Below are 24,322 nucleotides of genomic sequence, written 5' to 3' on the forward strand. Positions count from 1 at the left end.
TTCATCCTTAAATTTGATATTCTTAGGTATGGGCATTTGGATTCTCCTTCTATAGTTGGTTCAGCGACTTAATTATAAAGGAACCAAATGCTTTTTGTTATAAAAAAATATTTAGTGTCCTTACTCGATTTGAGTAACAACACTAAATATTATAGAACCGATTTTGCGGCTGGCTTTTTTGTTGCTCGACAACGAAGAAAAAAGTCGTATAATAAAAAAAAGAAAGTAGTGAGACAATTTATGAAACTTGCCATTATGGGGGGGACCCCCGTTGATACTCGAATGGGCGCCGCTTTAATCGCAGATTTAAAGGTTGATGTAATTCAAACGCCTATTTCGAAAAATCCTAGCGAACAAACTTTTTTTCAAACACAACCTTATGAAAAAAGAGAAAGACAGATTCGTAAAAAAATTGACGAGCTGTTGGAACAAGACGTTACTGCACTTTTTGTGTACTGTAATTCCCTTAGCGGCTCCATTGATTTTGATCAATTAGCCGTTGACTATTCGTTGCCAATCATCACACCTTTTCAAGTCTACCGGCAATTAGCAGGGAAGTATAAGAAACTGGGCGTTTTGGCAGCAAATGCACAAGGAGCTGCGGGAATTGAAAAAGAATTGGTGCAAAGCAATCCACAGATTGAAGTTTTTAGTGTAACCAATCTTTCTTGGGTCAAAGCAGTAGAGGCAAAAATCCCCAGCAAACAAATTGTAGAAAGCTTTGGATTATTGGAGACAACCGATTATTTTCCAAAAAATAAAATTGAAGCAATCTTGATTGGATGTACTCATTTTCCTTATTTTCTTGAGGACTATCAATCACGAACCCCGATTACCTGTATTAATCCCGATGATTTTCTAAGAGAAAAATTGCAGGAAATTGCAAAAAAAAGGTGAGCCCATTTACTGGACTCACTTTTTTTATAATTTTCGAGCTTTTCGTTCTTTTTCCGGTGCCTTTTGCAAACGATAGGAAAGAAAATATTCTGCTTGGCCTCTACTTTGGATTGCGGCAAAAACCGACATAATCAATGCTCCCAACGTATTGGTAAAGAGATCCCCCATGGTATCCATTAACGCTGCTCGACCAATAAACGCCTGTCCTGCAACTGTTTGATACCGTTGCAGATTCATTCCGCCAAATTGGTCACAGGCAAATTCCCAAAATTCCCAAATCACACCACACAATCCGGCAAAGGCAAAGCCGAATAATAGAAATAACCAAGGTGAGATTCTTTTTACATCAGCATCTCGTAAGAAAATTCCGATCAAACCATAACCAACTGCCGTCAATACCATTGGACTAACGGTGTGGAGGATTTTATCCCAAAAATTAACAATCAGAATCATGTGAAGACAGGTTCCAAGAAAAACAGAAATCAAAAGAAAGAACCAGTAAAAATAAACAGTCGCTTCTGGCATTCGAATACGAATCAGTTTGTAGATGATTTCCGGTAAATAAATAAGCAGGATGCCGGCAAGACATTCAACCACAAAGACGATGGCTTGATTTTGTGGAAATCGCCCAGTAACCAGCTCCCAAATATTGAAAATCAAAATACCGATTCCTAAAACTGTCATGCCCAATTGAATCTTGCGATAGGTTACTGTCATGAGTTATCTCCTTCCACAAAGCGGGCGACACCTTGGAACAGGTTTTCTTCAGAGGCAAACACTGCACCGTTTAATTTTATTAAACCGACTGTATACAAATTCGTGTAATGAAATTGATTTTCAGCAACTTGTTGTAAGGCATCAATTTTTTTGGCATTGGTTGCTCCTTGCTGCCGGGAATCCGTGTAAAGACCTAATATCGGAATACGATTGGCATAGGCAACACCAATTTCTGAAGCAACGCCGGCATCAATGGATAAACCGTCTAATAAAGCAATCATCAACTGACTTTCTACAACTTTTTCTGTATCTGCTAAGGCAATCATCTTGCTGTCAGCATAAGCAGTTTTATCATTGATTGCCGCATTTTCCTGAGGCAAATAAATTTCCAGTTGCGGATGGTTTCTTCGCAACTTTTTTACCAACTCCGCATTATAAAGTAAGTCACTTTTCGCAAACATAGGTGCTGCAAAATAGATTTTCATTCCTATCACTCCAACTACTAGTTTTTACTTTTTATCAGAGTTCTTTGAAAAAAAGACATCTGATAAAAGCAAATCGATTTTCAATTCTCAGTATACCAAAGGCAACTGTATTTTGCTCGAATTTGATGGTGAGAGGAGTGGAAAAGTGTATAAGTAATTTAATTTACATAATATTTTTATGGTTCTGATTTCAATTTCACATGAAAATTGTCTCAAAATAAAAAATCTTCTTGCATTGTAATAGAAGGAAAGGGATAATCAAGCTAGTATAGAATGAACGTATTTTTAAGGAGCATAGCCATGAATAGACGGTAGAATTCTTCACTTGGAAATAAACGAAAAAAATTGAAGAACGAAAATTTCGTTTCTTCTAAGTGAAGGTGAAAAAATTGAATAAGCATTCTTTTATTAAATTACTTGCAGGACAAACGATAGCTAATATTGGTGATACGCTGTATACGATTGCCATGATAAGTTCAGTGTTTGCGATGACTCACTCGGTGTTTGCCGCAGCAATCGTGCCTGTTATCATTACTGGAAGTATGGTTTTATCAGGTTTATTGACACCGTTGATTATCGTACGTGTCTCTTTGACTCAGCTTTTGAAGAGTCTTCAACTTTGCAAAACAGTGTTTTTGTTTGGCTTGGCTATTTATCTGCAACTTTCTTCCTCTGTTCAATTACTTGTTTTGTTTGGTTTCATCAGCTGTATTGCTTTTTTAGATGGATGTGCGGATCCAGTCGCAACAGCATTGCTGCCCCATTATGTAGCAAAGGAAAATCTGATGCGAGCCAATAGTATTTTCAGCACGTTGCTGCAAATTGTTAGCATTGGTAGTTGGGCGGGTGGTTCCTCTTTATTGATTCTTTTTTCGGTTTCAAATTTAGTCTGGTTGGATATGGGAATCTTTCTGATAGCGACATCATTGTTTTGGTGGCTTCCTCAAGTTGAAAACAAAATAGAATCCAAAGAAAGTGAGTGGAAGAATTTTTCAGTTGGATGGCAAGAAATTCGACAGCAGCCGCTTCTTCGCACAGTGGTTTCGATGGATATTCTTGAAGGAGTTGCAAATACGGCATGGGTGTCGGCGGTAATTTTATCCTTTGTAAAAGACGTTCTTCACGTAACAGAAAATTGGTGGGGCTATATTAATGCAACTTTTTTTGCAGGTGCTTTATTGGGAAGCCTTGTTGTGATGCGTTTAACGGGAAGAACTACGAAAAAAGCAACGTTGATCTGGCTAGGTTCCTTAGGTGGTGCGCTGGTAACATTTTTAGTTGCCCCCGGTTGGCATCCGGTGTTTGTTCTTTTTTGCTCTGTTTTGGTGGGTGTCTTTTCTCAAATCAAGAATATTCCTCAGTCCACTGTGTTACAGCAACATATTCCAAATGAAAAACTTGTTGCCGTTTATGCCGCAATGAATGTTCTCTATACAGGAACTTTTGCTGTGGCATCACTTATCGCGGGTTCTATTTCCGATCTTTTTGGTGCACAGACAATCTTCCTATTATCAGGGATTTTATTATTACTTGTCGCAGTGATGGCAAGAAAAAAATATCAGCTATTTGACGAATAAGAGAGTAAATAGAATCTGAGAATTGTCTCGGGTTCTATTTTTATTGATTTATTGTTACAATAAGAGCAATAATTCGGACGTTTATTTCAAAAGACAGGAGGAATTTTCAATCATGATTCGAATGAAGCTTTTAGGTGTAATCATTGGTCATTCGGATGGAAAGACCGGTATTTTAGTTCCCACACCCAAATGGTTCTATGGCTTAATCGTTTTTTTGCTCATTGTTGGGATTGTTTTTTTAGTGAGAAAGAAAAAATAGCTTTTTTTCACGAATAAGAACTATTTTAAAAACTTTCCTCAGAACAATTTCTTTTCTGAATCACGGATAAAGGATGACTTATCCTATTTGCGTTGGTATAATAAAGAAGTTGATTAAAAGAAATGAGGAAACACATGAATATAGAAGAAATGAAGAAAAGACGTGAAAAGATCCGTAATTTTTCCATCATCGCCCATATTGACCACGGGAAATCTACATTAGCAGATCGAATTTTGGAGAAAACAAATACTGTCACGACTCGTGAAATGCAAAACCAGTTACTTGATTCAATGGATCTTGAACGGGAGCGGGGCATTACAATCAAGTTAAATGCCGTGGAGTTGAACTATACCGCTAAAGATGGCGAAGCATATATTTTTCATTTAATTGATACCCCGGGGCATGTGGATTTTACCTACGAAGTTTCTCGTAGTTTAGCTGCCTGTGAAGGTGCGATTTTAGTGGTGGATGCAGCGCAGGGAATCGAAGCTCAAACATTGGCAAATGTTTATTTAGCATTGGATAATGATTTGGAAATTTTACCAGTTATCAATAAAATTGATTTGCCGGCCGCTGATCCTGAACGAGTACGCAAAGAAATTGAAGATGTCATCGGAATTGATGCCAGCGAAGCTGTTCTTGCCAGTGCCAAAGCGGGAATCGGTATTGAAGAAATTTTGGAACAAATCGTCGAATACGTTCCTGCACCAAGCGGTGATTTAGATGCACCGTTAAAAGCACTGATTTTTGATTCTATTTATGATTCTTATCGAGGGGTTGTCCTGAATGTGCGAGTTATGGATGGGGTCGTGCGTCCTGGCGATAAAATTCAAATGATGAGTAACGGAAAAACGTTTGATGTGACCGAAGTTGGCGTTTTTTCACCAAAGGCAGTTCAACGGGACTATTTAATGGTTGGAGACGTTGGGTATATCACCGCCGCAATCAAAACGGTTCAAGATACGCGGGTTGGGGATACCGTGACCTTAGCAAACAATCCAGCAGAAAAAGCATTGCATGGCTATCGAAAAATGAATCCAATGGTTTTTTGTGGGTTGTATCCAATTGATACTTCCCGTTACAACGATTTGAGAGAAGCCTTGGAAAAATTACAATTAAATGATGCTGCGTTGCAGTTTGAACCGGAGACATCTCAAGCACTTGGTTTTGGTTTCCGCTGCGGATTTTTAGGGTTGCTGCACATGGACGTTGTACAAGAACGTCTTGAACGAGAATTCAATCTTGAATTGATCACAACAGCACCATCAGTAATTTATCATGTGAATAAAACAGACGGTACTCAAGAAATCGTGGATAATCCGGCTGATTTTCCAGATCCAGTGACAATTCAAAATGTGGAAGAACCTTACGTAAAAGCGCAAATTATGGTTCCAAATGATTTTGTTGGTGCAGTGATGGAGCTTGCGCAACGAAAACGTGGTGATTTTGTAACGATGGATTACTTGGATGACTATCGGGTAAACGTTGTCTATGAAATTCCTTTGTCAGAAATCGTTTTTGATTTCTTTGATAAATTAAAATCCAGTACAAAAGGCTATGCTTCATTGGATTACGAAATGTCAGGCTATCGCCCAAGCAAGCTTGTGAAGATGGATATCTTGTTGAATGCCGAAAAAGTGGATGCCTTGAGCTTTATCGTCCATCGTGATTTTGCATTTGAACGGGGAAAAGCGATTGTTGAAAAACTAAAGAAACTGATTCCTCGCCAACAATTTGAAGTACCGATTCAGGCTGCTATCGGACAGAAAATCGTTGCTCGTTCCGATATCAAAGCCTTACGAAAAAATGTGTTGGCAAAATGTTACGGCGGAGATGTATCCCGAAAACGCAAATTGCTTGAAAAACAAAAAGAAGGCAAGAAGCGAATGAAACAAATCGGTTCCGTAGAAGTACCACAAGAAGCCTTCATGGCTGTTTTGAAAATGGATGACGATGAACCTAAGAAATAGCGGGGTTTGTTTGAAAATAAAAGTAAATAGTTTGTGAATTTTCAAAAAGTTTCGCCCGATTGTCGCCCGAAGTTTTAAATGGGCGACAATTTTTTTAGTTCCAAGACGATTTCTTTAAACGTTGGGCGAAAATATCGACAGCTTCCGTCCTCATTTTTCTTGTTACGTGAACATATTTGTCCATGGTCGTAGAAATACGAGAATGTCCCAGACGTTCCTGAACTACTTTGGGTTTGACACCATCTTCTAAAAGCATCGTGGCGTGTGTATGTCTGAGAGAATGGAAATTGAAATCAAAACCCAATTCTTTTTTTACTCGGGAAGAGTGCCATTTGATCGAATTAGGGGTGACAGGTTCACCGTTTTCTTTCGTGCAAACAAAATTCGAATCATAGTAAAATTTGCCATATCTCAATTTGTTTTCTAATTGTCTTTTTCGAGCGCTTTTTAATTCAGAAACGAGAATATCGTCAATTGCAATCGTCCGAAAACTAGATTGTGTCTTTGGAGTGCCTAACTGCAAACCGTTTTTATCTTGCAGCATGATCCGTTCAACGGTTATTGTCTGTTCATCCAACGAAATATCCGACCATTGTAGTCCGCAGACTTCTCCGCGACGCAATCCCGTATGAAAAGAAATCATTAAAGGAATCCGAAAAGGGCTAGAAGGGGGATTGGTATCAAGAATCTGCTGATACTGATCCATAGTTATGATCTTCATATCATCTCTAGTTTGTTTTGGCTGGTTTTCAAATCCCGGCATTTCGACGTAGATCATCGGGTTGGAATTGATCGCTTGCCATGGATAAATAGCTCTTTTGAATGCACCTTTTAAAACAGTGTAGACAATTTCAACTGTATGCTTCGCTAGAGGACGATCAAAGCCATTGGGGAGTTTATTCATGAGATCCTGTAAACGAGCAGGTCCAATGGAACTTAAATAATATTTGCCAATTTCTGGTTTGATATATTTATTGATAATGTTCTGATAATTTTTTTGAGTATTATATTTTAGCTTTTTCTCAACGTAATTTTCAAACCAATAATCAAAGTAATCAGATACGCTCATTTCTTTGATATCGACCTTGCCGCCATCTTTGTATGTGTTCATCGCTATTCTGAGATGTTCTTGCGCTTCTGTTTTTGTATTCCAACCACCTTTTTGTATACGTTGGCGCTTGCCATTGACTTTCGCCATTTCTATTACATAGTGCCATTTATTGCCGATTTTTCGGACGTGTCCGTTCATAACTATTTTCCTCCTTTATTGATTTTGTATAGAGTAGTAGGTTGATGTATACGAATGTATGTTCGTTTTGTAGTTAAAAAGAAAAACCCTGGGGCTGATCCGTGATATAATAAAAAAAGAATGATAGATACCGACTTTAGTCAGATTTTGTAAATTAAGTTTTCCGACAATCCCGGTTGCGTAAGGGTCTGTGGATACCGCAGTGATTAATTGATTTGCAGGGTTGGTTACATTTGCAATTCCGGTTAATGTTCCTGTTGAAATATTCAATGAACCAACTCCTTCAACTTTTTCGTTAGCTAGTTTAGTTACATCTGAAGAAATCGTCATTTTTGTTATCGCCTGGGCTTTTTATCCCGGGCTTCTTTATGTTTCCATAAAGATCAGCATATGTGTTCAACCTCGTGGGTTGTCGGGCGCTCGTGGACGGAGTATCATTCCTCAATTCACCATCTATGCGTTGCACCTTCAAAAATCATCAAAGAGGGATTTTTGCTTGGCTCAAGGTTGCCATATCTCTCGACTTAGGTTTTCCTTGAATTCACCCGATACATTTCCCATGTCGCCATAGAAAAGGGCACTTATCATTCTTTTAATCTAAACTGGTCGATTTTGACCAGTTTAATTCCCCATGCCGGAATCGAACCGGCGTCGCCAGGTGGGGAAATGTGATTTTTATTATTGCACGTTTGCTTCAAAAATTGCAGCATCTTCAAATGAAATTAGTGGAGCAAAATAAATTTCGATATCTCCTGTTTTTTCTAGTCCATAATGAGCAACTACATTCATGTTTTTACCAGGTGCAACAGCTCCCATTGTATTGTCATTTGGATATGTTTCCATTTTAGTATCTTCAGCATCGTAAACTTCAACATCCATACCTACCGGAATATCTTCTTTGCCGTTATTTTGAACTGTATATTCGATTTTTACAACATTTGCAGGATTGCTATCATCAAATTCATTTCGCTCATCTGTTAATGCAACACTTTTAAGAGTATAGGTAGCATCTCCAACTTTGACGGTATCTCCAACTTTATATAGTTTTTCTTTCTTCTCGTCTTTAGCCTTTGAAGAACTTTCTGCAGTTGTTTCAACCTTAGTACCTCCATTGGAAGCTTCGTTCTTGTCTCCACCTAGTTGACTACCAACACCCACAAGTACAATCACAGCAAGTACCCAAAACCAAACTTTTTTATAGAAAGGTTTTTTTACTTTATACATTTTCCCATCTGCACCCATAACTTTTTTTGCCATTCTTTTTTCCTCCTATTATAAAAGAATAATTTCACTCCCACTTAATGGCAGGTAGTAATAGTCGCCATAACTTTAATAAAACGGCTTAAATACGCCGAGCGTTCCATTTTTGTTAAAAAAAATAGTGTAACCATTTTCGGTTTTAATGCCATCAAATCTACGAGCATAGTATTTCACTGCACGATTGATTACTTGTGTTGTAATTCCTAGATGTGCTGCACAATCCCAAATACTGACACAACCAGCTTCGAAACAATCGATGATGTCGTAAGGGGAAACAACCAACTGAGCGCCAACGTCACGAGCCTTCTGCTCCTGTTTTCTTTTCTCATTGGTGTCTAGCCTAGTGATATCACCAGCTCCGGTTAGGTGATGGCTTATTTCTTCGCCAATCGTTCCGGGACGTTCGTAGTAGTATTGGTTTGGATTCAAATAGACGGTCAAGCCATCTATAAAACCTTTCTGCTTTTCTGGCATGTAGGGATCATTAATAAATTCTAGCTTAGGGCAGATTGCCATCAATTCTTCGTCTAGTTGCATTCAAACACCTACTTTTTTAATGGATTCTTTTTTCTAAATTCAATGTATCTCAAAATATCTTCCATATCTTCTTCTGTAGCATCATCGTCAATATGAGCAGCAATGACTTTAGTTTTTTCATCTTCTTCTTCAGAAAAATAAGAGATGGATACGCCGAGTGCCTTGGAAAGTTTTTTGACAGTTTCGAGAGTAGGGTCTTTGCGTTCACCACTTTCAAATCTCGATATTTGAGAGGCGCTTACTCCAGCCTTTAAAGCTAATTGATTAATACCGTATTTCTTTGATTCACGCAGAAGCTTTAATCTTTCGCCGAAATCCATTATCAAAACCCCTTTCATAAATTAGTGTATAGCCACTTGGCAATTTTTTCAAAAAAAATTTGCCAAATTGCAATAAAAGTGTTGCCAAATGACAAGTTATGTTTTATTATATTGTCATAAGGCAATGGAGGTGGAGAAATTGAAAACAATATTAAACAAAATGGCACTTAAAAAGATGATGAAGGCCAAAGGATATGATGAACGGTCGCTGGCAAAAACAATGGGAGTAGCTCCTTCTACTATATACCGAATCTTAAAAGACGAGCGAGGGGTTGGCGGAGAACTTATTCCAAAATTGCTTGTAGCCTTCGATTTGACGGAAAAAGATTTTGACAAGCTTTTTATTTTTAACAAAGTGTTGCCATATGTCAATGATGGAGAGGAGGCTAAAAAATGGCCAGAGAAACCATGATCAAAATTTTATCCAAAGCTCGTCCTGATATTCCCGGAGATTTTTGGGAAAGCTGGGCAGATGACGAGTTAGCAAATCAAGTAAACCTAGTCAAACTTTGGATGAAGCAGCATGCCAGTGAAATGGCTTTTGCTTAAATACAGTTTATGGCAGTTTAACTGCTATGAAAATTGACAAATGAATACAAAGGATGTGTTTTGAATGACAGTTTCCATACACGAAGCAAGGATTGCCTCTCTATATAGAAGAGAAGTTGACAATCAAGCAATCAATCAACGGGCGATGGCTCAAGACATCAATGTTTCGCCTCAGCTTTTGAGTCACATGTTAAACGGACGTAGAGCGATGGGACTTGAGCGAGTGATCGATATAGCAGATTACCTTCAAGATCCGGATCTGGACTTTGATGTCGCTGCCGAACTACTCCACACACCAACACCAATCCATAGAAAGCGAAGAGATAATCATCCTCTTTCGAAAATGGTCGGACAGGATAAGGAAGAGAGTCAGCGCATCGAGGCCGAGAAGAAATATGATATCTGGGATCTGTTGACAATCGACCCTAGCGAGTTATTACCCGATGAAATCCAACATCTAAAAGAATACTGGTATGAGTTGAGCGACGAAATCCGACTGGAGTTGTCAGTTTTAACATCCATGTGCAACAGATTCAACTGGAATATGCGGACGATGCTTGATGAAGCAGATGCAAGAGAAAGGAATGATTAGGAATGTTGGTTTACACATTACCAGAATTGGCTAAGGAGTTTCGAACCTCGAAGGACAAGATTTATCTTCTTGAAGAGCTTGGTGAGATCAGATCGATGAAACTTGGATCTAAAAAAGTCAGTATTTATGAAGCTGAACGGTTTTTGAAGGAAAATGCCGGACGTGATTTTGATCAAGTTATTGAAGATGCGTTAAAGCACAAAAAGCTAAAAGAAATGGATCGCAGATTCGCTGAATTGAAGGAGGCATAAGTATGAAAAGTATAAGAGAAACGCTTGAAACAGCAGTATACATGCTGATGATCGTCACTATCGCAAGCTACGATTTGAAAGCAAGCATGATATTGATTTTGATCGTCACAGTTTTGTCGCTAGCGTCAGATTTAAGCAAACGGCAAGCCAAAGAAAAAAGACTTACCAGCCGACCAAAGCAATAGTAAGTCTCAAGAAATTCTTATCAAAATATCTTTGTCTTAATTTTATCAGAAAGAAGGGGTTTTGTCATGATGGTTCCTGAAAAATTCTTTGACCGGTTTAAAGAACCGGACCGAAAAACATTCGCAGAAATATCGGGATATCGAGTTATCACTGATTTTTTCGGTGATGAGATTTATGAAGAAGACGGCGTTTTTGAAGTGACGTTTGAACATTGGGAAGTTAACTCGGAATTATGGACCGCAGAAACAAATGAGCATAGTGAAATTGCCACTCAAGCAAATATTGTCGATTTAATTGAAGAATTTGGCGCTGACAATTTAAAACATATCGAATTTGTCGGCCTTGGAAAAGAATATATGGAGGTAGTTAAAAATGGTTAATGAAGTTGCAAATAGAAATTTTTCGGCAAATATCTGGTCGAATACAGAGGCTTTTGATGTGGCGGCTAGAATGGCCACAGCGTTATCAAAATCAACAATCGTTCCTAGACAATTTCAAGGAAATGCCGGCAACTGTATTATAGCCATTGAAATGGCGAACCGTCTAAAGACAAGTCCAATGATGGTGATGCAAAATCTGTACATTGTAAACGGCAATCCTTCTTGGTCGAGCCAATATATCATCGCAATGATCAACAGCTCTGGTAGATACAAAACTGAACTGCAATTCGATCTGAAAGGGGAAGGAGACTCATTATCTTGTAAAGCCTTCGCTGTCGATCATAACGATCGAAGAGTGGACGGTCCTGAGATCACTATGGACATGGCGCAAAAAGAAGGATGGGTTAAAAAGAATGGTTCGAAGTGGCAGACAATGCCGGAAATGATGATTCGTTATCGAGCCGCATCCTTTTTTGGAAGAATCAATTGTCCGGATCTGATCATGGGTATGTACAGCGTTGATGAAGTCGTAGAGGACAGTTTCGATCAACCTATCAAAGAAGCCGAAAGTGCCTCTCAGGTACAAACTTTAGACAAGCTAAAAGAGCTTATTAGTACGCCTGTTGAAGAAGTTGAAGAAAAGACAGTAGAACTGAACGAAGATCATGAGGCCGTACAAGAAGGATTGGATTTGGAATATGTAGACCCAAATGCGCAACCTAAAGTAAGCGAAGAGGGCGAGATCAATGTTTTCGATCTCTGAGGATAACTATTATAGCAGTGAGGCTAACTGGCAGTATATGTCAGTTAGCCAATATAAGGATTTTCTCCAATGTGAAGCGGCTGCGATTGCTAAATTGAACGGATGGCAACCTTCAAGTGATCAGACCGCGCTATATGTAGGAAATTATGTTCATTCGTACTTTGAATCTTCTAAATCTCACGAAACATTTAAAGAGGTAAATAAAGAGCGGTTATTCAGCAGCAGGAAGCCGTACGGGTTATTGAAAACTTATCAAGTCGCTGAGAGCATGATAGACGCGTTAAACCACCAAAAGAGCTTTAAAATGCTGTATCAAGGCAATAAAGAAGCGATTGTCACCGGCGAATTATACGGCGTTGACTGGAAAGCTAAGATTGATTGTTTAAACATCGAAGGCGGTTATTTTGTAGATATTAAAACTACCAAAGGACCAATGAACAGAAAGATCTGGAATGAAAAATATGGCGAACGTGTCAGCTGGGTTGCTGATTACGGCTATATATTGCAAATGGCAGTTTATCAGCGGTTACTGGAGCTGAGGTATGGCAAGATACTTACTCCGATCATAGCGGCGGTAAGTAAGGAAGATCCACCAGCTTTTCGTTTGATCACACTTGATGAACAAATGATGCTGTTTGAGATTTCTCAACTAGCTCAAAATATAGACCATATTAGTAACGTCAAAAACGGAGTTGAAGCTCTAACATATTGCGGTGAGTGTGAATATTGCCGCAGAAACATGCAGATCACAGAATTTGTGAACAGCGAAAATCTTTAGAGGAGGAGGGCGACCATTAAGATGAACATTATAAGACAGTTTCTTGCGTTTGACGATTATCTGCTATATAACCAAAAGCTATCATCTGGGCAAATTGCTTTATGGCGAGCTTTAGTGAGCATAAACAATAAAGCTGGATGGGCCGATTGGTTTACTGCGGCTAATGCAACATTAGAAACATTGTCAGGTCTATCTCGGTCGGGGATCAATAAGAATCGTAATTCCCTAAAACAGTTGGGATTTATTGATTTTAGAAGCAATGGAAAAAAGGCTACCTCCTATCATGTAACGCGACTTTATACGTCAGATAGTACACAAGGGAGTACACAAGAAAAAGCCCTATCGTCAAATAGTGTACAACAGAGTACACAACAGAGTGTACAAGGGAGTGTACAACAGAGTACACAACAGAGTGCGCATAACAGTAGCACATTAAATAAACAAAAAGAGAAACAAAAAGAAAAGGAAAAAGAAACAACTACGTATGTATTTAAGATTTTCAAAATTTTGGAAACTAATGGTTTTGGAAATCCATACAGCGAACCGATCAAAGGCGATATCGAGTTTTGGTTCAAGAAACTAACGGATCTCGGGTACAGCGATGCGCAAATTGACGAATGGCTGATATGCGGTGTACAGATCGCTATTAGGCAAAACAAACGCTTCTGGAATTATGTGCTTGGCACCTTGCGTCAGTGGGATAACAAAGCACTATACACCAAAGACGCTATAAAAGGCGAACAGGCTATTAGAGATGAGCGAAAGAGTTACAACTCGTATCAGCAACCACCTCAAAAACGTGAAGAGGTGCCGGATTGGCAATCTTTAGCTGGTCCAATCGAGAGTGATCCGCAACGCAAAGCTGAAATTGACCGGATGATGAAGGAGTATTTCGATGATCAAGATAACGATTCCTAGTGAGCTTATGGATTTGAATAATTTCATTACTGCCCAGCGCACGAATTATCGAGTTGGCAATCGTGTGAAGCAACGAGAAACAATGAAATGTGCTTCTGCTTTCATGCCAAAGCGACTGGAAATACGTAAGATGAGCCTACCGCTATCGCTAAAAATCACTTGGTATTGCAAGAATAAGGCAAAGGACAAGGACAACATTGCTTTTGCATTGAAATTTATTCTTGATGGCATGATCAAGTCTGGAGCAATCAGCAATGACGGCTGGAAGGAGATTGGCGACTTTTCGCATGATTTCCAAGTAGATAAAAATAATCCACGAATAGAAATCGAGGTTTTTAATTATGACGAAAAAATTTAAAGATAAGGCGTACGATCGTCCAAGAATTTATCAAACCGTGAAGAAAAAAGGACGGTATGAAGTCGGAAAACACTATCACTGCTTACGGCTAGCACCTTGGAAACACCAGTTTTACGGTGTGATTGAGAAAATTTATCAGCACAGCGCTTTAGTACGTATTGTGTCATTTGATGATGACGATTATCCACTATATCAGGAGCGGTTAGGTCTGACGGTTATCCCGTTAAAGCGGCTGATACCAGAAAAGGAGTATTGACGATGGTTAGACAAAGAATTTTAGAGTTTGTCCGAAAATATATCAGCGAACGTGGGTACTCGCCTACTGTTCGAGAAATTGGCAAAGCGGTTGGATTGAGTTCCACAGCTACTGTTCACAAACATTTGACGATACTTAGCCAAGAAGGGCGAATCTCGTGGATTCCAGATGCACCAAGAACGATTCATTTAGCAACGTTGGATAAGTCGGAAAATGATTTAGTTGATAGCGGAGAGGTTTTGGATGTAGTAGCCCGCTGAAAAAATACATGATTTGATTCGATAGTTTAAACCCGTCGAATTCGACCGGTTTAGAAAATCAAAATTTGTTCACTAACGGAAGAAATTATGGAATGGGGAGAAAAACCGATGAACAAAGTAGAACGATACAAATTAGCAAATGAGCTAATTATTCTTATTGCTACTAGTGGAAGAAAGTTTTTCAATCATGAGGAACACGGTGGTTCTATATCAGCGTTCACTATTAGAAAAGGAAGGCTCTATTTTATTGATGGGTATACTTATAAACGCATATATGCCTACGGAGATCGCTTCTTTCGGCGAAAATTTACTGAGGGGGGAACTATGCAAGCCTTGATCTTAGATATGGCGGAATGGATTAGAACTGGTAAGCCGACGAACGCTAAGAATGGTTATGGCGGTGTGTATTGTGATTATTGGGGATATCCGCCCAGCGATATGGCGAAAATTCAACGAAAAGCTCAAGAAATAGGCTTTAGTCTTGGGCTTGATGAAGACCTTGATAGAAGGGAATATATTATTGAATAGTCAGCTAACCACCAAATTATTTAACTAAAATTTACTCAAAAGGAGTTAAGGAAAATGAAAGTAAGTGAAGTAATTGACCGGTTAAAGGTCGGAGATACGGTGTGGGTGAAGGGAAAAGTTTTGGAAAAAGATGATACTAAAAGTCCCTTGTATTTATGTCTAGGATGTGGTGCTTACAATTGGCTACAGGAAGAAGATGAAATCTCCCTCACCGAACCGCAAGACGAGAAGGTGGAAGTGAACGAAGAACAAGCGCGGTTGTTGAAAAAATATGAAAACGAACCTCTTTTTTCGTTAATTTGCGAGTGCAGCGAAAAGGAAGAAGAGTTGCTAGCTAGAGCAAGACTGTGCGGCTACACCATCAAGCCTAAGCGGTGGGTGGTTAAGAGCGCAGGGGATTACTTAAAAGATTTGAAATTGGATGCTGTGCAGGAAATTGCGGATAGATATGCTGTATCTACGGAAATTGCCATCAAATTCACCGACAAATCCAAAGCCGAAGCAGTCGCTACGTTGGTTGATGGGAGTGTGGAGGAAGTATGACAGACTTTAAAGTAGGTCAAACCGTGGAATTAGTAAGAAAGCTTGACCGAGGATTGAGCGCTGATATTGGTGATGTAGGGACTATCGAAGAGTTAACTAATGACCCAGATTTTCCAATTAATATAGCTTGGCTTAAAAATGGCGAAATTGAGGCTGTTAACCGTAGAGAAATTGTGATTATCAAAGATTACCCAGTCGAGGAGGAAGCAGAATGACTAAAGAAGGATGCACAATGTGCAATTACCCACACGGATTTTACCGAACTGATGATTTGGGCGGACAGTGGAAGATTGGCAATAAATCAATAGAAATTACTCAACGCTATCAAGGATACGCCGGAGCGCCTGTTAGTGAGGAATTTCGAAAGCTAGAAGTCAACTATTGTCCGTGGTGCGGACGGAAATTGGAGGTAGCGGAATGACTGGACGGCAACAAGTGATTAAAAAATTAAAGAAAAAAATTGACGTAGAATACGATAGCAGGACAGACATAACAGGCCATTTTAAAAGCGAATATGACCAAGGTTTTTGCGATGGCGCCGACTGGTTTTTCAAACTTGCCGAAAAAGAAGCCGTCTCTCCCTCTCTCACCGACGATCAGCAGGAAGTACTAGAATGGCTCCAAATATATGCCGATAAGGATAGTGGGGATAAACCCTTTCAGACGATTTTCTTTTTGTGGGATTGCATTAAATCCAATAATTTAGGGAACGTTGAGTTATCTGCACTAAGGAAACTAACCAGAGCAGAACAATTCCAAGTCCTCGCTGCGTTTGCGGAATGGGGAAGCAGGGAGGAAGAGTGATGAAGGTATTAGATAAGATCAAAGGTGCAATAGTGGAAGTTGCGTTTGTGACAAATAACGGCTTTGTATATCATCTGATTAATTCAGAGGGAGTCATCTACAGAAGATTCTCAGATGAAATTGAACAGGTAGAAGAGTAATCAATAATTCCGCAATCGTCAGCGATAGCAAACAGGAGGGGTAAGATGGTACCAAAATTTCGAGCATGGGATAAAAAATACAAAATGATTATGACCGTCAATGAGATTGACTTTGAGAAAAACACAGTTTGGCTTGAAGCAGATCAAGGAGATCACGAAACAAGGCATACACTCACTAGATGTTTCGATGATGTGATATTCATGCAATCCACTGGCCTGAAAGACAAGAACGGCGTGGAAGTTTTTCAAGGGGATATCGTAAGATGCACTAGAGGTTGTCCTCATGAGGTGGTTTGGCTACAGGAATATGCTGGAGTGTATATTGGTGGAATGCCGGCTTGGTATTTGTCAGGACTGCAAGAAGGCTATGCATGGACTGGTTCAGAAGAAATCATCGGCAGCATCTACACTAATCCCGAACTATTGGAGGTCTCCGAATGATCAACAACGATATAGCAATCGACCGCCTGAAAGATTTAATCCTCACGTCCGTTAATCTGACGGAGTGGCAAAAGGAGCAGATTCGGGTAGTGATTAAACTGTTGGGAGGTAATCGGGATGAACAACCGGCACAGACGAGTAGCGCGGCTACAAGCCAAAGAAGACGCTAGGATTCTTGAATGGGGTGCGTTGCAAGCGATAAAAAAGCAACATCCTGACGTGGAAGCCGAGACGTTTTCAGAAGCTATAAAGATCGTGTCTGCTGAGGCGTTGGCGGTAAGTAACGATTGGTTGGAGGACGAATGATGGATATTGAAGAAATCAAGAACGTTGGAAACGAAAGCTATGACAAATGGTTTGAACGTTGGTATTTGAAAGAAGACTTGGAAAGCCGCATAAAACAATCAGCACAAAAAGGTTACTCTGGATATCGTATCGAAGTAAAAAACGAGCGAAATGAATATTTGAAACGGCGATTAAGTGATGATCGAATTATCGAAAAACTGAAAGGCAAATTATCGGGGTTCGATATTCGGAGAGTTGATAATAACAAAGGCATAAAAACTCCTTTTGGCACAATCAACAGCCATGAACATTACATCGTTATTGGCTGGAAAAATAAATAAAAAAAGCCAAGCATCAGCTCGGCAAATGTTATCTAGTCAATAACATTATACCATATCAGAAAGGTTAGGTGGCTGGGTTGATGGCTTTATTGCAAGAGGTAGATTTTTATCAAACAAGAGAAAATACAAGAAAAATATTAAAATCATTCCGAAAGTGGGAGCGGATAGCTGGGCGGTCAGTCATTGATCTGCGATCACCTATTATTACTGACATGCCCAGAAATCCAAGCTACGGTAATAAATCAGAAGATGCACTTATTCAATTCATGGAGGCTGAGAGGCATAGGGATGACATTATCGCCGCTTTGATGATGTTGCCGCTGAAAAGCCGCCAAATACTTTACTATTCTTATTGTTATCGAGAAAAACTTTCTAACCTTCAAATCGCCGGCAAGATGGATTATTCCGTTAGACAAATCGAGCGCATGAAATCCGATGCTTTAATCGAGTTTGCAGAGAGCTACCGAAAAGGAAGATTAATCACATATTGCTAAAAATGGCGGTTTTTTGGCGGAATGACGGCGGTTTTCATAAGTTTTTATAGGGTAAAATAGTAGTATCAAAAATTGTTTAAAACACCGATTGATCCATCACTAAAACATTCACTTAACAAGTACATCAATCGGTTTTTAATACGGAGAGGTCTTCAAGACTACTCACAATAATCTTGAGACACGAAGGGAGGGACATCTCTTCATCGTTAAACTTCTTCTTTCAAAAAGACGGCGAATCTAATTTAGGAGATGAAATGCTCCTTTAAACGATTGTTCAACGCCGTCTTTTTGTTGTACATAGATTTACAAAACAACACAGATTGCGAGGTGGTGTATTATGGATGGCTAGACAACGTAATCCAATGCGAGATGAAGCGTTCCGCATTTGGTTGGAATCAAATAAAAAGAAGCCTTTGAAAGATATTGCGGAGGAGTTGGGCGTGGCTGCTTCCACTATTCGAAAATGGAAATCAGAGGATAAATGGGATAAGGAATCGAAACGGAGCGCTCCAAATGAAAAAGAGCGTTACGATTCCATGCATGGCAACCAGAATGCAAAAAACAATCGAGGTGGTGCCCCGCCGAATAATAAAAATTCTGTTAGTCATGGATTATTCGCAAATTGGTTACCAGATGATACACGTCAAATCATTCAAGAACTTTATACATCGGAACCTAGTGATATTATTTGGAATAACATCATGATTCAGTACACAGCAATCATACGATCGCAGAAGATTATGAATGTTCATAGTGAATTTGATCATACAGAAGATGTTGTTAGCGCAGAAGTAAATCCGATGTTTGTTGACCAGGAGACTGGTAAATCTGTTCAAACAAAAATCACTCGTCAGTTTCAATATGCATGGGATAAACAAGCCAATTTTCTAAATGCTCAATCAAGGGCTATGGGTACCTTGTCTAATCTAATTAAGCAGTTCTTGGCTATTGCCGATGAACAAGACGAGCGTAGGAAGAAACTTGACCTCATGGATGCTCAAATCGCCAAACTTAAATCAACTACTAATGATGATTCGAACATCGGTGGCGGAGATATTGTTATTGTCGATGCTTGGGGTGATTCTGATGAATAAGATCAACGTTCAAAAAGAAGTAAACCCGCACTTTAAGCCAGTATGGATTAGTAAGAAGCCTTATAACATCTTGAGAGGCGGACGGAATAGCTTCAAATCATCTGTCATTGCGCTCAAGCTTGTTTTTATGATGCTCTTATACATTATGACCAAAAGGAAAGCAAACGTTGTAATCATTCGTAAAGTAGCAAATACGATACGTGATTCAGTGTTTCTAAAGATCCAATGGGCGCTAGGTAAATTCTTTGTTCTAGATCAGTTCTCATGTACGGTATCTCCTTTTAAGATCACTCATGGGAAAACAGGGTCAACCTTCTACTTTTATGGCCAAGATGACTTTCAAAAGCTAAAATCAAATGATATCGGGAACATCATCGCGGTTTGGGTTGAAGAAGCGGCAGAGTTTAACAGTGCAGAAGAATTTGACCAGATGAAAGCAACCTTTATGCGGCAAAAGCCGATAGATGCTGATCAAGTCCAATTTTTCTATTCTTACAACCCTCCAAGAAATCCCTATCACTGGATAAATGAATGGGTCAAAGAATTGGAAGGACATAAAGATTATCTTATCCATTCATCTAGTTACAAGGATGATGCCTTGGGTTTCGTTACTCAGCAAATGCTTGATGAAATCAATCGTATTAAGGAAAACGACTACGACTATTACTTGTATCTTTATGAGGGGCTACCTGTTGGATTCCAAGACAATGTTTACAATGTTGAAACGTTCAGAAAAATAAATGATCTTCCAAGCGATGACTATGTCACCGCTATTTTTTATTCTCTTGACGGTGGTCATGCTCAATCAGCGACAACAGTCCTTTGCTTAGGATTGACCGCAAAAGGGAAAGTAATCCTGCTAGATACTTATTACTACTCACCGGCAGGTAAAAGCGTAAAGCTTGCTCCATCTCAGTTATCAATCGAGGTTCATACTTTCATTTCTAAAACGCTGAAAGATAAAAGATGGAAGAATGCTCAAGTGGTTAATAGAACAATTGATAGTGCGGAAGCAGCGCTTAGAAACCAATACTATCTGGACTATCAAATAAGATGGCATCCAGTAGCTAAAAAAGATAAGCAAACAATGACCGACTTTGCAACGAACTTATTCGCGCAAGGTCGTTTTTATTATCTCGATACTGAGAATAATAAGATATTTTACGAGGAACATAAGCATTACCGCTATAAAGAAGGTACCGCAGATACAGATAACCCAATCGTTATCAAAGAGGATGATCATACCTGTGATGCATTCCAGTATTTTTGCATTGATAATGCATCCGTTTTAGGAATAGCGGTTTAGGGAGGTGAGAATTTGGGCTTTGTACAGTCGATTAAAAATCTATTTCGAAAGGGGGCGACGAAAATCGGAGCTATGCAGTCTTTAAACAGTATTACGGATCATCCGAAAATCAATGTAGACGAAACGGAGTATCAACGCATTCGCAAATCACTAGATTATTACGAAGGCAACTATCCGCTGTTGAATTACAAGAACTCAAATGGCAAAGTATTCAAACGAGAATATTCAACCATCAACATGCTTAAAAAAGTATCAAACCGCTATGCCACCGTTGTTTTTAATGAACAATGCGAAATTAATGTGGACGGGAGTGCAGCAGAATATATTAAAAATATTTTCGAACATAATGACTTCAAAAAGAATTTCAGCAAGTATTTGGAACCGATGTTTGCATTAGGCGGTTTGGCATGTCGTCCGTATTTTGATGCAAATACAAAGCAAATTGAGTTCAGTTGGGCGTTGGCTAATGCGTTTTATCCGCTAGAATCCAACTCCAATAATATTAGTGAGTGCGCCATTCCTTTTGCTTCCACACGTTCGGAAGGTGGCAAGACCTATTATTACACGTTATTGGAATTCCACGAGTGGCAAAATGGTCAATACGTCATCACGAATGAGCTTTACAAGTCCGAGGAAATCAATCAAGTCGGGAACAAGGTATCGCTAAAAGAGCTGTATCCCGATTTGGAAGAGCAAGTTACATTCGATGCTTTAAGTCGTCCGCTTTTCGCTTACCTAAAACCATCTGGGTTTAATAATATCAGTCCTTACAGTTCGTTGGGTTTGGGCGTTTGCGACAATTGCCGTAAGACGCTTGATCGCATTAATCGTGTGTACGATGAGTTTGATCAGGAGATTGAAAAAGGCAAACGTCGTATCGTCGTTTCTGAATCGTTGCTAAGCGGACGAATGGACGAAAACGGTCAAATCAGACAGTTTTTTGATGATGACGAAACAGTTTTTCAGGCAATCCCTGGTGCAAACATGGATGATTTATCCGTTAGAGATTTGACTTCTGACATCCGGACGAACGAGTATATCGCCGCTATTAATCATCATCTGAAAACATTGGAAATGGAAACCAATCTTTCTAGTGGCACCTTCACTTTTGATGGAAAGTCAGTTAAGACAGCGACGGAGATCGTGAGTGAGAACTCACTGACGTATCAAACAAGATCCATGCAGATTACTGAGATTGAGAAATTCATCAAAGAATTGGTCGTGTCTGTTTGCGAACTTGGCAAAGCGCTGGATGTGTATTCCGGAGAGATCCCTAAATATTCGGACATCGCAGTAGATTTCCAAGATGGCGCATTTCAAGACAAAGATGCGCTTGCGGATTACTACCTCAAATTGTTCAACGCCAAACTAATTCCGGGTGAAGAAGTCTTGCAGAACTTGCTTGAGTTGCCGGAAAAACAAGCCTTGGCACTTTATAGTAGGGCTAAACGAGATGTAGCTGATATCACGACAGGTTTGTTTGCTAATCGCGGCAATCCTCCAGAAGAGGAGTGATTGAATGCCTATCACACCTCGCCAATTAGACATCAAAGGCGCATTGATCCAAGATGCGTATGAAGCTCTTGAAGAAGAAATCATGAAACAGCTGATTGATCGATTGAATTTTAAAACGGCATCGGAGCTATCAGAAGATACCGTCTTTCAGTGGCAAATCGAAAAATTGCAACAGCTTGGTTTGCTAGACATGCAGACTATCGAAGAGTTGGTTAAAGAAACTTCTGCTTACTCAAAAAAGATTTTGCAAGAAATCATCTTGGATGACGGCTATGAAATCGGGCAGGAAGCTAATCAAGAGTTTGCCAATCTGATGGATACTGATGTCAAAAGCTGGAGCAACCTTGATGCGATTTTAAATCAGTATTTTGATAGTCAATGGCTCGATTTTGATAATCACGTCAATCAAACGTTAATTACCACCAATTTTGGCGATAGTTGGATTGCTAAGTCTTATCAGCAAGTCTTAAATGATACGGTGGCTAAAGTAGTTGGTGGTCTGGTAACGCCTGATAAAGCGTTTCGTACAGCGATCTACGATTTGGTAGACCAAGGCATCACAAGTGGCTTTAAAGACAAGGCAGGGCGTGAATGGTCGCTCGAACGTTATGTTCGCAGTGTGATCACCGCTACTAAAAACCACGTGTACAATGATCTGCGTTTGTCGAGATCAAAAGACTACGGCATCGTCACTGCTTTAATGAGTAGCAAATCTGCTGCTCGTGAAGCGTGTGCACTAATACAAGGTGGATGGGTACTAACTGTGCCAAAAGAACAGGCTCCTGATGAATTCCGTCAGTACCCGTCCATTTACGATTTCGGCTACGGTACAGCTGGAGGAACACAAGGAATCCATTGCCACCATCGGTTATATCCTGGCATTCCCGGTATTACCAAGAACAACATTCCAAAGCCGCCAACACCGGAGGAAGCCATGAAAAATGCTGAGATTGTTGCAAAACAGCGTCGTTTGGAAGCATCAATTCGGCAAGCGAAAAAACATCTTAATGCATCTAAGGCGATGGGCGATGATGAAAATGCAGAACATTTTTCTAAATTGATTCGTCAACGACAATCCGCTTTAAGGCAATTTATTAGCGACAACAGCAGTCTATTGCATCGTGATTACTCACGAGAACAAGTTTATTCGTAAGGAGGAAGAAATGGATTTTAAAGAATTGAAACGCAAAAAAGAGCGTGGTGTTAGCAATGAAGAGTTTATGGATAAATCGAAAGAATTCTTCAAAGATGCTGACAGCATTATAGTTGTAGGCATGGATAAAGATGGTTTTATCAACACCTTTTACACTCAACTAAGTTCAACACAGGTTATCGGCATGGTTGAGATTGCAAAACAACAATTGATTCAAGAAACGGAGGTGTAAATTAAATGGAATTAATCGTATTCACAAATAATGGACAGACCTATCATTTCAAAGGTGTGGAAAATTTTAGACCAACCACAACAGGTTTCAGTTTCGATTATATCGGGGTTGCTACAGGCGTGAAACGCTCGGCTATGTTTAATAATACTTCTACTGCAGGTTATGCATTGAGAGAAACAGAAGTCTAGCAGTCGCTAGGCTTTTTATTATGCCTTTTTACTGATTGCAGGCGTTAAAGAACAATCAGACTACTAAAGAGATGGAACCTCGTAAAAACCGTATAGGAGGAAAAACAATGAGTTTTAAAGAGTATCTGATTTCAAACGGTCTTACAGAAGAACAAGCAACCGCAGTCGTTAGTGGCATGCCTGAGAAAAAATTTTATCTAGCGAGTGAGGAAAAACTTGACGAACGTTTTGACAAGATGAAATCGCAAAAGGAACAACTAGAAGAGCAACTTACTGCTAATCAAACAGAGCTGGACACGCTGAAAGAATCGGCAAAAGGCAACGAAGATTTGACGAAGCAACTAGCTGAACTGCAATCTGCTTTTGATAAAACGAAAGCAGATTCTGAAACGAAACTTGCTGAACAACAGAAAGATTTTGCTATCAAATTGGCGCTTAAAGAAGCGCAGGCGCTTGATGAGGACATTGTCCTTACTCAATTAGACAAGGACACGATTAAAGTCGTTGATGGCAAATTACAAGGATTTGATGAACAACTAAAATCCCTACAAGAAAGCAAAGCATTCTTATTTCAGCAACAAGAACAAAACGAGGATAAACCAACTCCTACGTTTTTCGCTGGGGGAAATCCTCAAGGGCCTTCAGGAAATGATAAAACGTTGGTACAAAAAATACAGGAAAGATTAGGTGAATAGA

At 39.5% G+C, this 24,322-nt stretch carries 40 protein-coding genes; 33 read left to right on the forward strand and 7 right to left on the reverse strand.

Annotation, left to right across the window (positions count from 1 at the left end; all coding sequences use genetic code 11):
- Positions 1 to 240: 240 nt before the first annotated feature.
- Positions 241 to 897 carry an aspartate/glutamate racemase family protein gene (locus FFM66_RS04225; protein WP_048605345.1) on the forward strand — a complete coding sequence of 219 codons (657 nt, stop codon included), beginning with the start codon at positions 241 to 243 and terminating at the stop codon, positions 895 to 897.
- 24 nt (positions 898 to 921) lie between these two features.
- Here FFM66_RS04225 and FFM66_RS04230 read toward each other — a convergent pair whose 3' ends face one another.
- Together FFM66_RS04230 and FFM66_RS04235 are read right to left on the reverse strand one after the other, a co-directional pair.
- On the reverse strand, positions 922 to 1,614 hold the full coding sequence (locus tag FFM66_RS04230) for a DUF2238 domain-containing protein (RefSeq protein ID WP_048605132.1): 693 nt from the start codon (positions 1,612 to 1,614) through the stop codon (positions 922 to 924).
- Positions 1,611 to 2,099 carry a nucleoside 2-deoxyribosyltransferase gene (locus tag FFM66_RS04235; protein ID WP_137605076.1) on the reverse strand — a complete coding sequence of 163 codons (489 nt, stop codon included), beginning with the start codon at positions 2,097 to 2,099 and terminating at the stop codon, positions 1,611 to 1,613. The genes FFM66_RS04230 and FFM66_RS04235 overlap by 4 nt, the downstream gene beginning before the upstream one ends.
- Before the next feature lie 380 nt (positions 2,100 to 2,479).
- Here FFM66_RS04235 and FFM66_RS04240 point away from each other — a divergent pair, with 380 nt between their 5' ends.
- The 3 genes from FFM66_RS04240 to lepA all read left to right on the forward strand — a co-directional run bounded on the left by FFM66_RS04240 (position 2,480) and on the right by lepA (position 5,905).
- Positions 2,480 to 3,676 carry an MFS transporter gene (locus tag FFM66_RS04240; RefSeq protein ID WP_246038417.1) on the forward strand — a complete coding sequence of 399 codons (1,197 nt, stop codon included), beginning with the start codon at positions 2,480 to 2,482 and terminating at the stop codon, positions 3,674 to 3,676.
- Between the two features lie 112 nt (positions 3,677 to 3,788).
- Complete coding sequence (locus tag FFM66_RS11325) at positions 3,789 to 3,935, forward strand: hypothetical protein (protein WP_156171215.1); 147 nt, start codon at positions 3,789 to 3,791, stop codon at positions 3,933 to 3,935.
- A 134-nt stretch (positions 3,936 to 4,069) separates the two neighbouring features.
- Positions 4,070 to 5,905, forward strand: a complete 1,836-nt coding sequence (gene lepA / locus FFM66_RS04245; RefSeq protein ID WP_137605077.1) for a translation elongation factor 4 — start codon at positions 4,070 to 4,072, stop codon at positions 5,903 to 5,905.
- 94 nt (positions 5,906 to 5,999) lie between these two features.
- On the opposite strand, the gene FFM66_RS04250 is transcribed toward lepA, so the two are convergent.
- From FFM66_RS04250 to FFM66_RS04270, 5 genes are all read right to left on the reverse strand, one after another.
- On the reverse strand, positions 6,000 to 7,154 hold the full coding sequence (locus FFM66_RS04250; RefSeq protein ID WP_137605078.1) for a site-specific integrase: 1,155 nt from the start codon (positions 7,152 to 7,154) through the stop codon (positions 6,000 to 6,002).
- Positions 7,155 to 7,169: 15 nt separating this feature from the next.
- The gene (locus tag FFM66_RS04255) at positions 7,170 to 7,484 is read right to left on the reverse strand and encodes a hypothetical protein (protein WP_137605079.1); all 315 of its coding nucleotides are present in this window, start codon (positions 7,482 to 7,484) and stop codon (positions 7,170 to 7,172) included.
- A 348-nt stretch (positions 7,485 to 7,832) separates the two neighbouring features.
- A complete protein-coding gene (locus FFM66_RS04260; protein ID WP_137605080.1) occupies positions 7,833 to 8,411 on the reverse strand; it encodes a DUF4352 domain-containing protein in 579 nt (192 codons plus the stop codon).
- Positions 8,412 to 8,483: 72 nt separating this feature from the next.
- Positions 8,484 to 8,951: an ImmA/IrrE family metallo-endopeptidase gene (locus FFM66_RS04265; RefSeq protein WP_137605081.1), complete on the reverse strand. Its 468-nt coding sequence runs from the start codon at positions 8,949 to 8,951 to the stop codon at positions 8,484 to 8,486.
- Between the two features lie 8 nt (positions 8,952 to 8,959).
- Entirely contained in the window at positions 8,960 to 9,271 is a 312-nt protein-coding gene (locus FFM66_RS04270; RefSeq protein ID WP_137605082.1) for a helix-turn-helix domain-containing protein, read from the reverse strand.
- 139 nt (positions 9,272 to 9,410) lie between these two features.
- Here FFM66_RS04270 and FFM66_RS04275 point away from each other — a divergent pair, with 139 nt between their 5' ends.
- The 29 genes from FFM66_RS04275 (at position 9,411) to FFM66_RS04405 (ending at position 24,321) form a co-directional block, all read left to right on the forward strand.
- Entirely contained in the window at positions 9,411 to 9,683 is a 273-nt protein-coding gene (locus FFM66_RS04275) for a helix-turn-helix domain-containing protein (RefSeq protein WP_137605083.1), read from the forward strand.
- Positions 9,665 to 9,820, forward strand: a complete 156-nt coding sequence (locus tag FFM66_RS11330) for a hypothetical protein (protein ID WP_171000792.1) — start codon at positions 9,665 to 9,667, stop codon at positions 9,818 to 9,820. The genes FFM66_RS04275 and FFM66_RS11330 overlap by 19 nt, the downstream gene beginning before the upstream one ends.
- A gap of 64 nt (positions 9,821 to 9,884) precedes the next feature.
- A complete protein-coding gene (locus FFM66_RS04280; protein WP_137605084.1) occupies positions 9,885 to 10,412 on the forward strand; it encodes a helix-turn-helix domain-containing protein in 528 nt (175 codons plus the stop codon).
- Positions 10,413 to 10,507: 95 nt separating this feature from the next.
- Positions 10,508 to 10,663, forward strand: coding sequence for a hypothetical protein (locus FFM66_RS11465; protein WP_246038418.1), 156 nt, complete (start codon positions 10,508 to 10,510; stop codon positions 10,661 to 10,663).
- A gap of 2 nt (positions 10,664 to 10,665) precedes the next feature.
- Entirely contained in the window at positions 10,666 to 10,848 is a 183-nt protein-coding gene (locus FFM66_RS04290; RefSeq protein WP_137605086.1) for a hypothetical protein, read from the forward strand.
- A 66-nt stretch (positions 10,849 to 10,914) separates the two neighbouring features.
- Entirely contained in the window at positions 10,915 to 11,229 is a 315-nt protein-coding gene (locus FFM66_RS04295; protein WP_137605087.1) for a hypothetical protein, read from the forward strand.
- A complete protein-coding gene (locus FFM66_RS11405) occupies positions 11,222 to 11,992 on the forward strand; it encodes a hypothetical protein (RefSeq protein WP_212741315.1) in 771 nt (256 codons plus the stop codon). Before FFM66_RS04295 ends, FFM66_RS11405 begins: the two co-directional genes overlap by 8 nt.
- Positions 11,976 to 12,770, forward strand: a complete 795-nt coding sequence (locus FFM66_RS04305; protein WP_137605088.1) for a PD-(D/E)XK nuclease-like domain-containing protein — start codon at positions 11,976 to 11,978, stop codon at positions 12,768 to 12,770. The genes FFM66_RS11405 and FFM66_RS04305 overlap by 17 nt, the downstream gene beginning before the upstream one ends.
- A gap of 21 nt (positions 12,771 to 12,791) precedes the next feature.
- Complete coding sequence (locus FFM66_RS04310) at positions 12,792 to 13,688, forward strand: DnaD domain protein (protein ID WP_137605089.1); 897 nt, start codon at positions 12,792 to 12,794, stop codon at positions 13,686 to 13,688.
- Positions 13,666 to 14,046 carry a RusA family crossover junction endodeoxyribonuclease gene (locus tag FFM66_RS04315; protein ID WP_137605090.1) on the forward strand — a complete coding sequence of 127 codons (381 nt, stop codon included), beginning with the start codon at positions 13,666 to 13,668 and terminating at the stop codon, positions 14,044 to 14,046. The genes FFM66_RS04310 and FFM66_RS04315 overlap by 23 nt, the downstream gene beginning before the upstream one ends.
- Entirely contained in the window at positions 14,030 to 14,302 is a 273-nt protein-coding gene (locus FFM66_RS04320) for a C2 domain-containing protein (protein ID WP_137605091.1), read from the forward strand. The genes FFM66_RS04315 and FFM66_RS04320 overlap by 17 nt, the downstream gene beginning before the upstream one ends.
- A gap of 2 nt (positions 14,303 to 14,304) precedes the next feature.
- Positions 14,305 to 14,562 (forward strand): LexA family protein, encoded by a 258-nt coding sequence (locus FFM66_RS04325; RefSeq protein WP_137605092.1) that lies wholly within the window; start codon positions 14,305 to 14,307, stop codon positions 14,560 to 14,562.
- 87 nt (positions 14,563 to 14,649) lie between these two features.
- Positions 14,650 to 15,090: a YoqU family phage-derived protein gene (locus tag FFM66_RS04330; RefSeq protein ID WP_137605093.1), complete on the forward strand. Its 441-nt coding sequence runs from the start codon at positions 14,650 to 14,652 to the stop codon at positions 15,088 to 15,090.
- A gap of 54 nt (positions 15,091 to 15,144) precedes the next feature.
- Positions 15,145 to 15,633, forward strand: coding sequence for a hypothetical protein (locus FFM66_RS04335; protein WP_137605094.1), 489 nt, complete (start codon positions 15,145 to 15,147; stop codon positions 15,631 to 15,633).
- Positions 15,630 to 15,848 (forward strand): hypothetical protein, encoded by a 219-nt coding sequence (locus FFM66_RS04340; protein WP_131500726.1) that lies wholly within the window; start codon positions 15,630 to 15,632, stop codon positions 15,846 to 15,848. The genes FFM66_RS04335 and FFM66_RS04340 overlap by 4 nt, the downstream gene beginning before the upstream one ends.
- On the forward strand, positions 15,845 to 16,054 hold the full coding sequence (locus FFM66_RS04345; RefSeq protein WP_137605095.1) for a hypothetical protein: 210 nt from the start codon (positions 15,845 to 15,847) through the stop codon (positions 16,052 to 16,054). Before FFM66_RS04340 ends, FFM66_RS04345 begins: the two co-directional genes overlap by 4 nt.
- Positions 16,051 to 16,437 carry a hypothetical protein gene (locus FFM66_RS04350; RefSeq protein ID WP_137605096.1) on the forward strand — a complete coding sequence of 129 codons (387 nt, stop codon included), beginning with the start codon at positions 16,051 to 16,053 and terminating at the stop codon, positions 16,435 to 16,437. The genes FFM66_RS04345 and FFM66_RS04350 overlap by 4 nt, the downstream gene beginning before the upstream one ends.
- The gene (locus FFM66_RS11335; RefSeq protein WP_171000794.1) at positions 16,437 to 16,577 is read left to right on the forward strand and encodes a hypothetical protein; all 141 of its coding nucleotides are present in this window, start codon (positions 16,437 to 16,439) and stop codon (positions 16,575 to 16,577) included. Before FFM66_RS04350 ends, FFM66_RS11335 begins: the two co-directional genes overlap by 1 nt.
- Positions 16,578 to 16,622: 45 nt before the next feature.
- Complete coding sequence (locus FFM66_RS04355) at positions 16,623 to 17,018, forward strand: YopX family phage-derived protein (protein ID WP_137605097.1); 396 nt, start codon at positions 16,623 to 16,625, stop codon at positions 17,016 to 17,018.
- A 117-nt stretch (positions 17,019 to 17,135) separates the two neighbouring features.
- Positions 17,136 to 17,324, forward strand: coding sequence for a hypothetical protein (locus tag FFM66_RS04360; protein ID WP_137605098.1), 189 nt, complete (start codon positions 17,136 to 17,138; stop codon positions 17,322 to 17,324).
- On the forward strand, positions 17,324 to 17,644 hold the full coding sequence (locus tag FFM66_RS04365; RefSeq protein WP_246038419.1) for a hypothetical protein: 321 nt from the start codon (positions 17,324 to 17,326) through the stop codon (positions 17,642 to 17,644). Before FFM66_RS04360 ends, FFM66_RS04365 begins: the two co-directional genes overlap by 1 nt.
- 80 nt (positions 17,645 to 17,724) lie before the next feature.
- Positions 17,725 to 18,138, forward strand: a complete 414-nt coding sequence (locus FFM66_RS04370; protein WP_137605100.1) for an ArpU family phage packaging/lysis transcriptional regulator — start codon at positions 17,725 to 17,727, stop codon at positions 18,136 to 18,138.
- A gap of 341 nt (positions 18,139 to 18,479) precedes the next feature.
- A complete protein-coding gene (gene terS, locus FFM66_RS04375) occupies positions 18,480 to 19,232 on the forward strand; it encodes a phage terminase small subunit (RefSeq protein ID WP_137605101.1) in 753 nt (250 codons plus the stop codon).
- A complete protein-coding gene (locus FFM66_RS04380; RefSeq protein ID WP_137605102.1) occupies positions 19,225 to 20,538 on the forward strand; it encodes a PBSX family phage terminase large subunit in 1,314 nt (437 codons plus the stop codon). Before terS ends, FFM66_RS04380 begins: the two co-directional genes overlap by 8 nt.
- Positions 20,539 to 20,550: 12 nt before the next feature.
- A complete protein-coding gene (locus FFM66_RS04385; RefSeq protein WP_137605103.1) occupies positions 20,551 to 22,053 on the forward strand; it encodes a phage portal protein in 1,503 nt (500 codons plus the stop codon).
- A gap of 4 nt (positions 22,054 to 22,057) precedes the next feature.
- Positions 22,058 to 23,206, forward strand: coding sequence for a phage minor capsid protein (locus FFM66_RS04390; protein ID WP_137605104.1), 1,149 nt, complete (start codon positions 22,058 to 22,060; stop codon positions 23,204 to 23,206).
- 10 nt (positions 23,207 to 23,216) lie between these two features.
- Complete coding sequence (locus tag FFM66_RS04395; RefSeq protein ID WP_137605105.1) at positions 23,217 to 23,438, forward strand: hypothetical protein; 222 nt, start codon at positions 23,217 to 23,219, stop codon at positions 23,436 to 23,438.
- 5 nt (positions 23,439 to 23,443) lie between these two features.
- Positions 23,444 to 23,626 (forward strand): hypothetical protein, encoded by a 183-nt coding sequence (locus FFM66_RS04400; RefSeq protein ID WP_118215394.1) that lies wholly within the window; start codon positions 23,444 to 23,446, stop codon positions 23,624 to 23,626.
- Between the two features lie 107 nt (positions 23,627 to 23,733).
- A complete protein-coding gene (locus tag FFM66_RS04405) occupies positions 23,734 to 24,321 on the forward strand; it encodes a phage scaffolding protein (RefSeq protein WP_171000795.1) in 588 nt (195 codons plus the stop codon).
- Position 24,322 lies beyond the last annotated feature (1 nt).

This window comes from Enterococcus songbeiensis (assembly GCF_005405265.1).
Classification (GTDB): Bacteria; Bacillota; Bacilli; order Lactobacillales; family Enterococcaceae; genus Enterococcus_C; species Enterococcus_C songbeiensis.

Coding starts and splice junctions, on each gene's coding strand:
- FFM66_RS04360 (WP_137605098.1), top strand. CDS start 17,136: ATGAACAACCGGCACAGACGAGTAGCGCGGCTACAAGCCAAAGAAGAC.
- FFM66_RS04365 (WP_246038419.1), top strand. CDS start 17,324: ATGGATATTGAAGAAATCAAGAACGTTGGAAACGAAAGCTATGACAAA.
- terS (WP_137605101.1), top strand. CDS start 18,480: ATGGCTAGACAACGTAATCCAATGCGAGATGAAGCGTTCCGCATTTGG.
- FFM66_RS04315 (WP_137605090.1), top strand. CDS start 13,666: ATGATCAAGATAACGATTCCTAGTGAGCTTATGGATTTGAATAATTTC.
- FFM66_RS11405 (WP_212741315.1), top strand. CDS start 11,222: ATGGTTAATGAAGTTGCAAATAGAAATTTTTCGGCAAATATCTGGTCG.
- FFM66_RS04260 (WP_137605080.1), bottom strand. CDS start 8,411: ATGGCAAAAAAAGTTATGGGTGCAGATGGGAAAATGTATAAAGTAAAA.
- FFM66_RS04255 (WP_137605079.1), bottom strand. CDS start 7,484: ATGACGATTTCTTCAGATGTAACTAAACTAGCTAACGAAAAAGTTGAA.
- FFM66_RS04330 (WP_137605093.1), top strand. CDS start 14,650: ATGGAATGGGGAGAAAAACCGATGAACAAAGTAGAACGATACAAATTA.
- FFM66_RS04320 (WP_137605091.1), top strand. CDS start 14,030: ATGACGAAAAAATTTAAAGATAAGGCGTACGATCGTCCAAGAATTTAT.
- FFM66_RS04345 (WP_137605095.1), top strand. CDS start 15,845: ATGACTAAAGAAGGATGCACAATGTGCAATTACCCACACGGATTTTAC.
- FFM66_RS04310 (WP_137605089.1), top strand. CDS start 12,792: ATGAACATTATAAGACAGTTTCTTGCGTTTGACGATTATCTGCTATAT.
- FFM66_RS11335 (WP_171000794.1), top strand. CDS start 16,437: ATGAAGGTATTAGATAAGATCAAAGGTGCAATAGTGGAAGTTGCGTTT.
- FFM66_RS04265 (WP_137605081.1), bottom strand. CDS start 8,951: ATGCAACTAGACGAAGAATTGATGGCAATCTGCCCTAAGCTAGAATTT.
- FFM66_RS04230 (WP_048605132.1), bottom strand. CDS start 1,614: ATGACAGTAACCTATCGCAAGATTCAATTGGGCATGACAGTTTTAGGA.
- FFM66_RS04250 (WP_137605078.1), bottom strand. CDS start 7,154: ATGAACGGACACGTCCGAAAAATCGGCAATAAATGGCACTATGTAATA.
- FFM66_RS11330 (WP_171000792.1), top strand. CDS start 9,665: ATGGCCAGAGAAACCATGATCAAAATTTTATCCAAAGCTCGTCCTGAT.
- FFM66_RS04350 (WP_137605096.1), top strand. CDS start 16,051: ATGACTGGACGGCAACAAGTGATTAAAAAATTAAAGAAAAAAATTGAC.
- FFM66_RS04405 (WP_171000795.1), top strand. CDS start 23,734: ATGAGTTTTAAAGAGTATCTGATTTCAAACGGTCTTACAGAAGAACAA.
- FFM66_RS04305 (WP_137605088.1), top strand. CDS start 11,976: ATGTTTTCGATCTCTGAGGATAACTATTATAGCAGTGAGGCTAACTGG.
- FFM66_RS04380 (WP_137605102.1), top strand. CDS start 19,225: ATGAATAAGATCAACGTTCAAAAAGAAGTAAACCCGCACTTTAAGCCA.
- FFM66_RS04395 (WP_137605105.1), top strand. CDS start 23,217: ATGGATTTTAAAGAATTGAAACGCAAAAAAGAGCGTGGTGTTAGCAAT.
- FFM66_RS04325 (WP_137605092.1), top strand. CDS start 14,305: ATGGTTAGACAAAGAATTTTAGAGTTTGTCCGAAAATATATCAGCGAA.
- FFM66_RS04295 (WP_137605087.1), top strand. CDS start 10,915: ATGATGGTTCCTGAAAAATTCTTTGACCGGTTTAAAGAACCGGACCGA.
- FFM66_RS04390 (WP_137605104.1), top strand. CDS start 22,058: ATGCCTATCACACCTCGCCAATTAGACATCAAAGGCGCATTGATCCAA.
- lepA (WP_137605077.1), top strand. CDS start 4,070: ATGAATATAGAAGAAATGAAGAAAAGACGTGAAAAGATCCGTAATTTT.
- FFM66_RS04270 (WP_137605082.1), bottom strand. CDS start 9,271: ATGGATTTCGGCGAAAGATTAAAGCTTCTGCGTGAATCAAAGAAATAC.
- FFM66_RS04290 (WP_137605086.1), top strand. CDS start 10,666: ATGAAAAGTATAAGAGAAACGCTTGAAACAGCAGTATACATGCTGATG.
- FFM66_RS04280 (WP_137605084.1), top strand. CDS start 9,885: ATGACAGTTTCCATACACGAAGCAAGGATTGCCTCTCTATATAGAAGA.
- FFM66_RS04340 (WP_131500726.1), top strand. CDS start 15,630: ATGACAGACTTTAAAGTAGGTCAAACCGTGGAATTAGTAAGAAAGCTT.
- FFM66_RS04370 (WP_137605100.1), top strand. CDS start 17,725: ATGGCTTTATTGCAAGAGGTAGATTTTTATCAAACAAGAGAAAATACA.
- FFM66_RS04355 (WP_137605097.1), top strand. CDS start 16,623: ATGGTACCAAAATTTCGAGCATGGGATAAAAAATACAAAATGATTATG.
- FFM66_RS04335 (WP_137605094.1), top strand. CDS start 15,145: ATGAAAGTAAGTGAAGTAATTGACCGGTTAAAGGTCGGAGATACGGTG.
- FFM66_RS04225 (WP_048605345.1), top strand. CDS start 241: ATGAAACTTGCCATTATGGGGGGGACCCCCGTTGATACTCGAATGGGC.
- FFM66_RS11325 (WP_156171215.1), top strand. CDS start 3,789: ATGATTCGAATGAAGCTTTTAGGTGTAATCATTGGTCATTCGGATGGA.
- FFM66_RS04400 (WP_118215394.1), top strand. CDS start 23,444: ATGGAATTAATCGTATTCACAAATAATGGACAGACCTATCATTTCAAA.
- FFM66_RS11465 (WP_246038418.1), top strand. CDS start 10,508: ATGAAACTTGGATCTAAAAAAGTCAGTATTTATGAAGCTGAACGGTTT.
- FFM66_RS04235 (WP_137605076.1), bottom strand. CDS start 2,099: ATGAAAATCTATTTTGCAGCACCTATGTTTGCGAAAAGTGACTTACTT.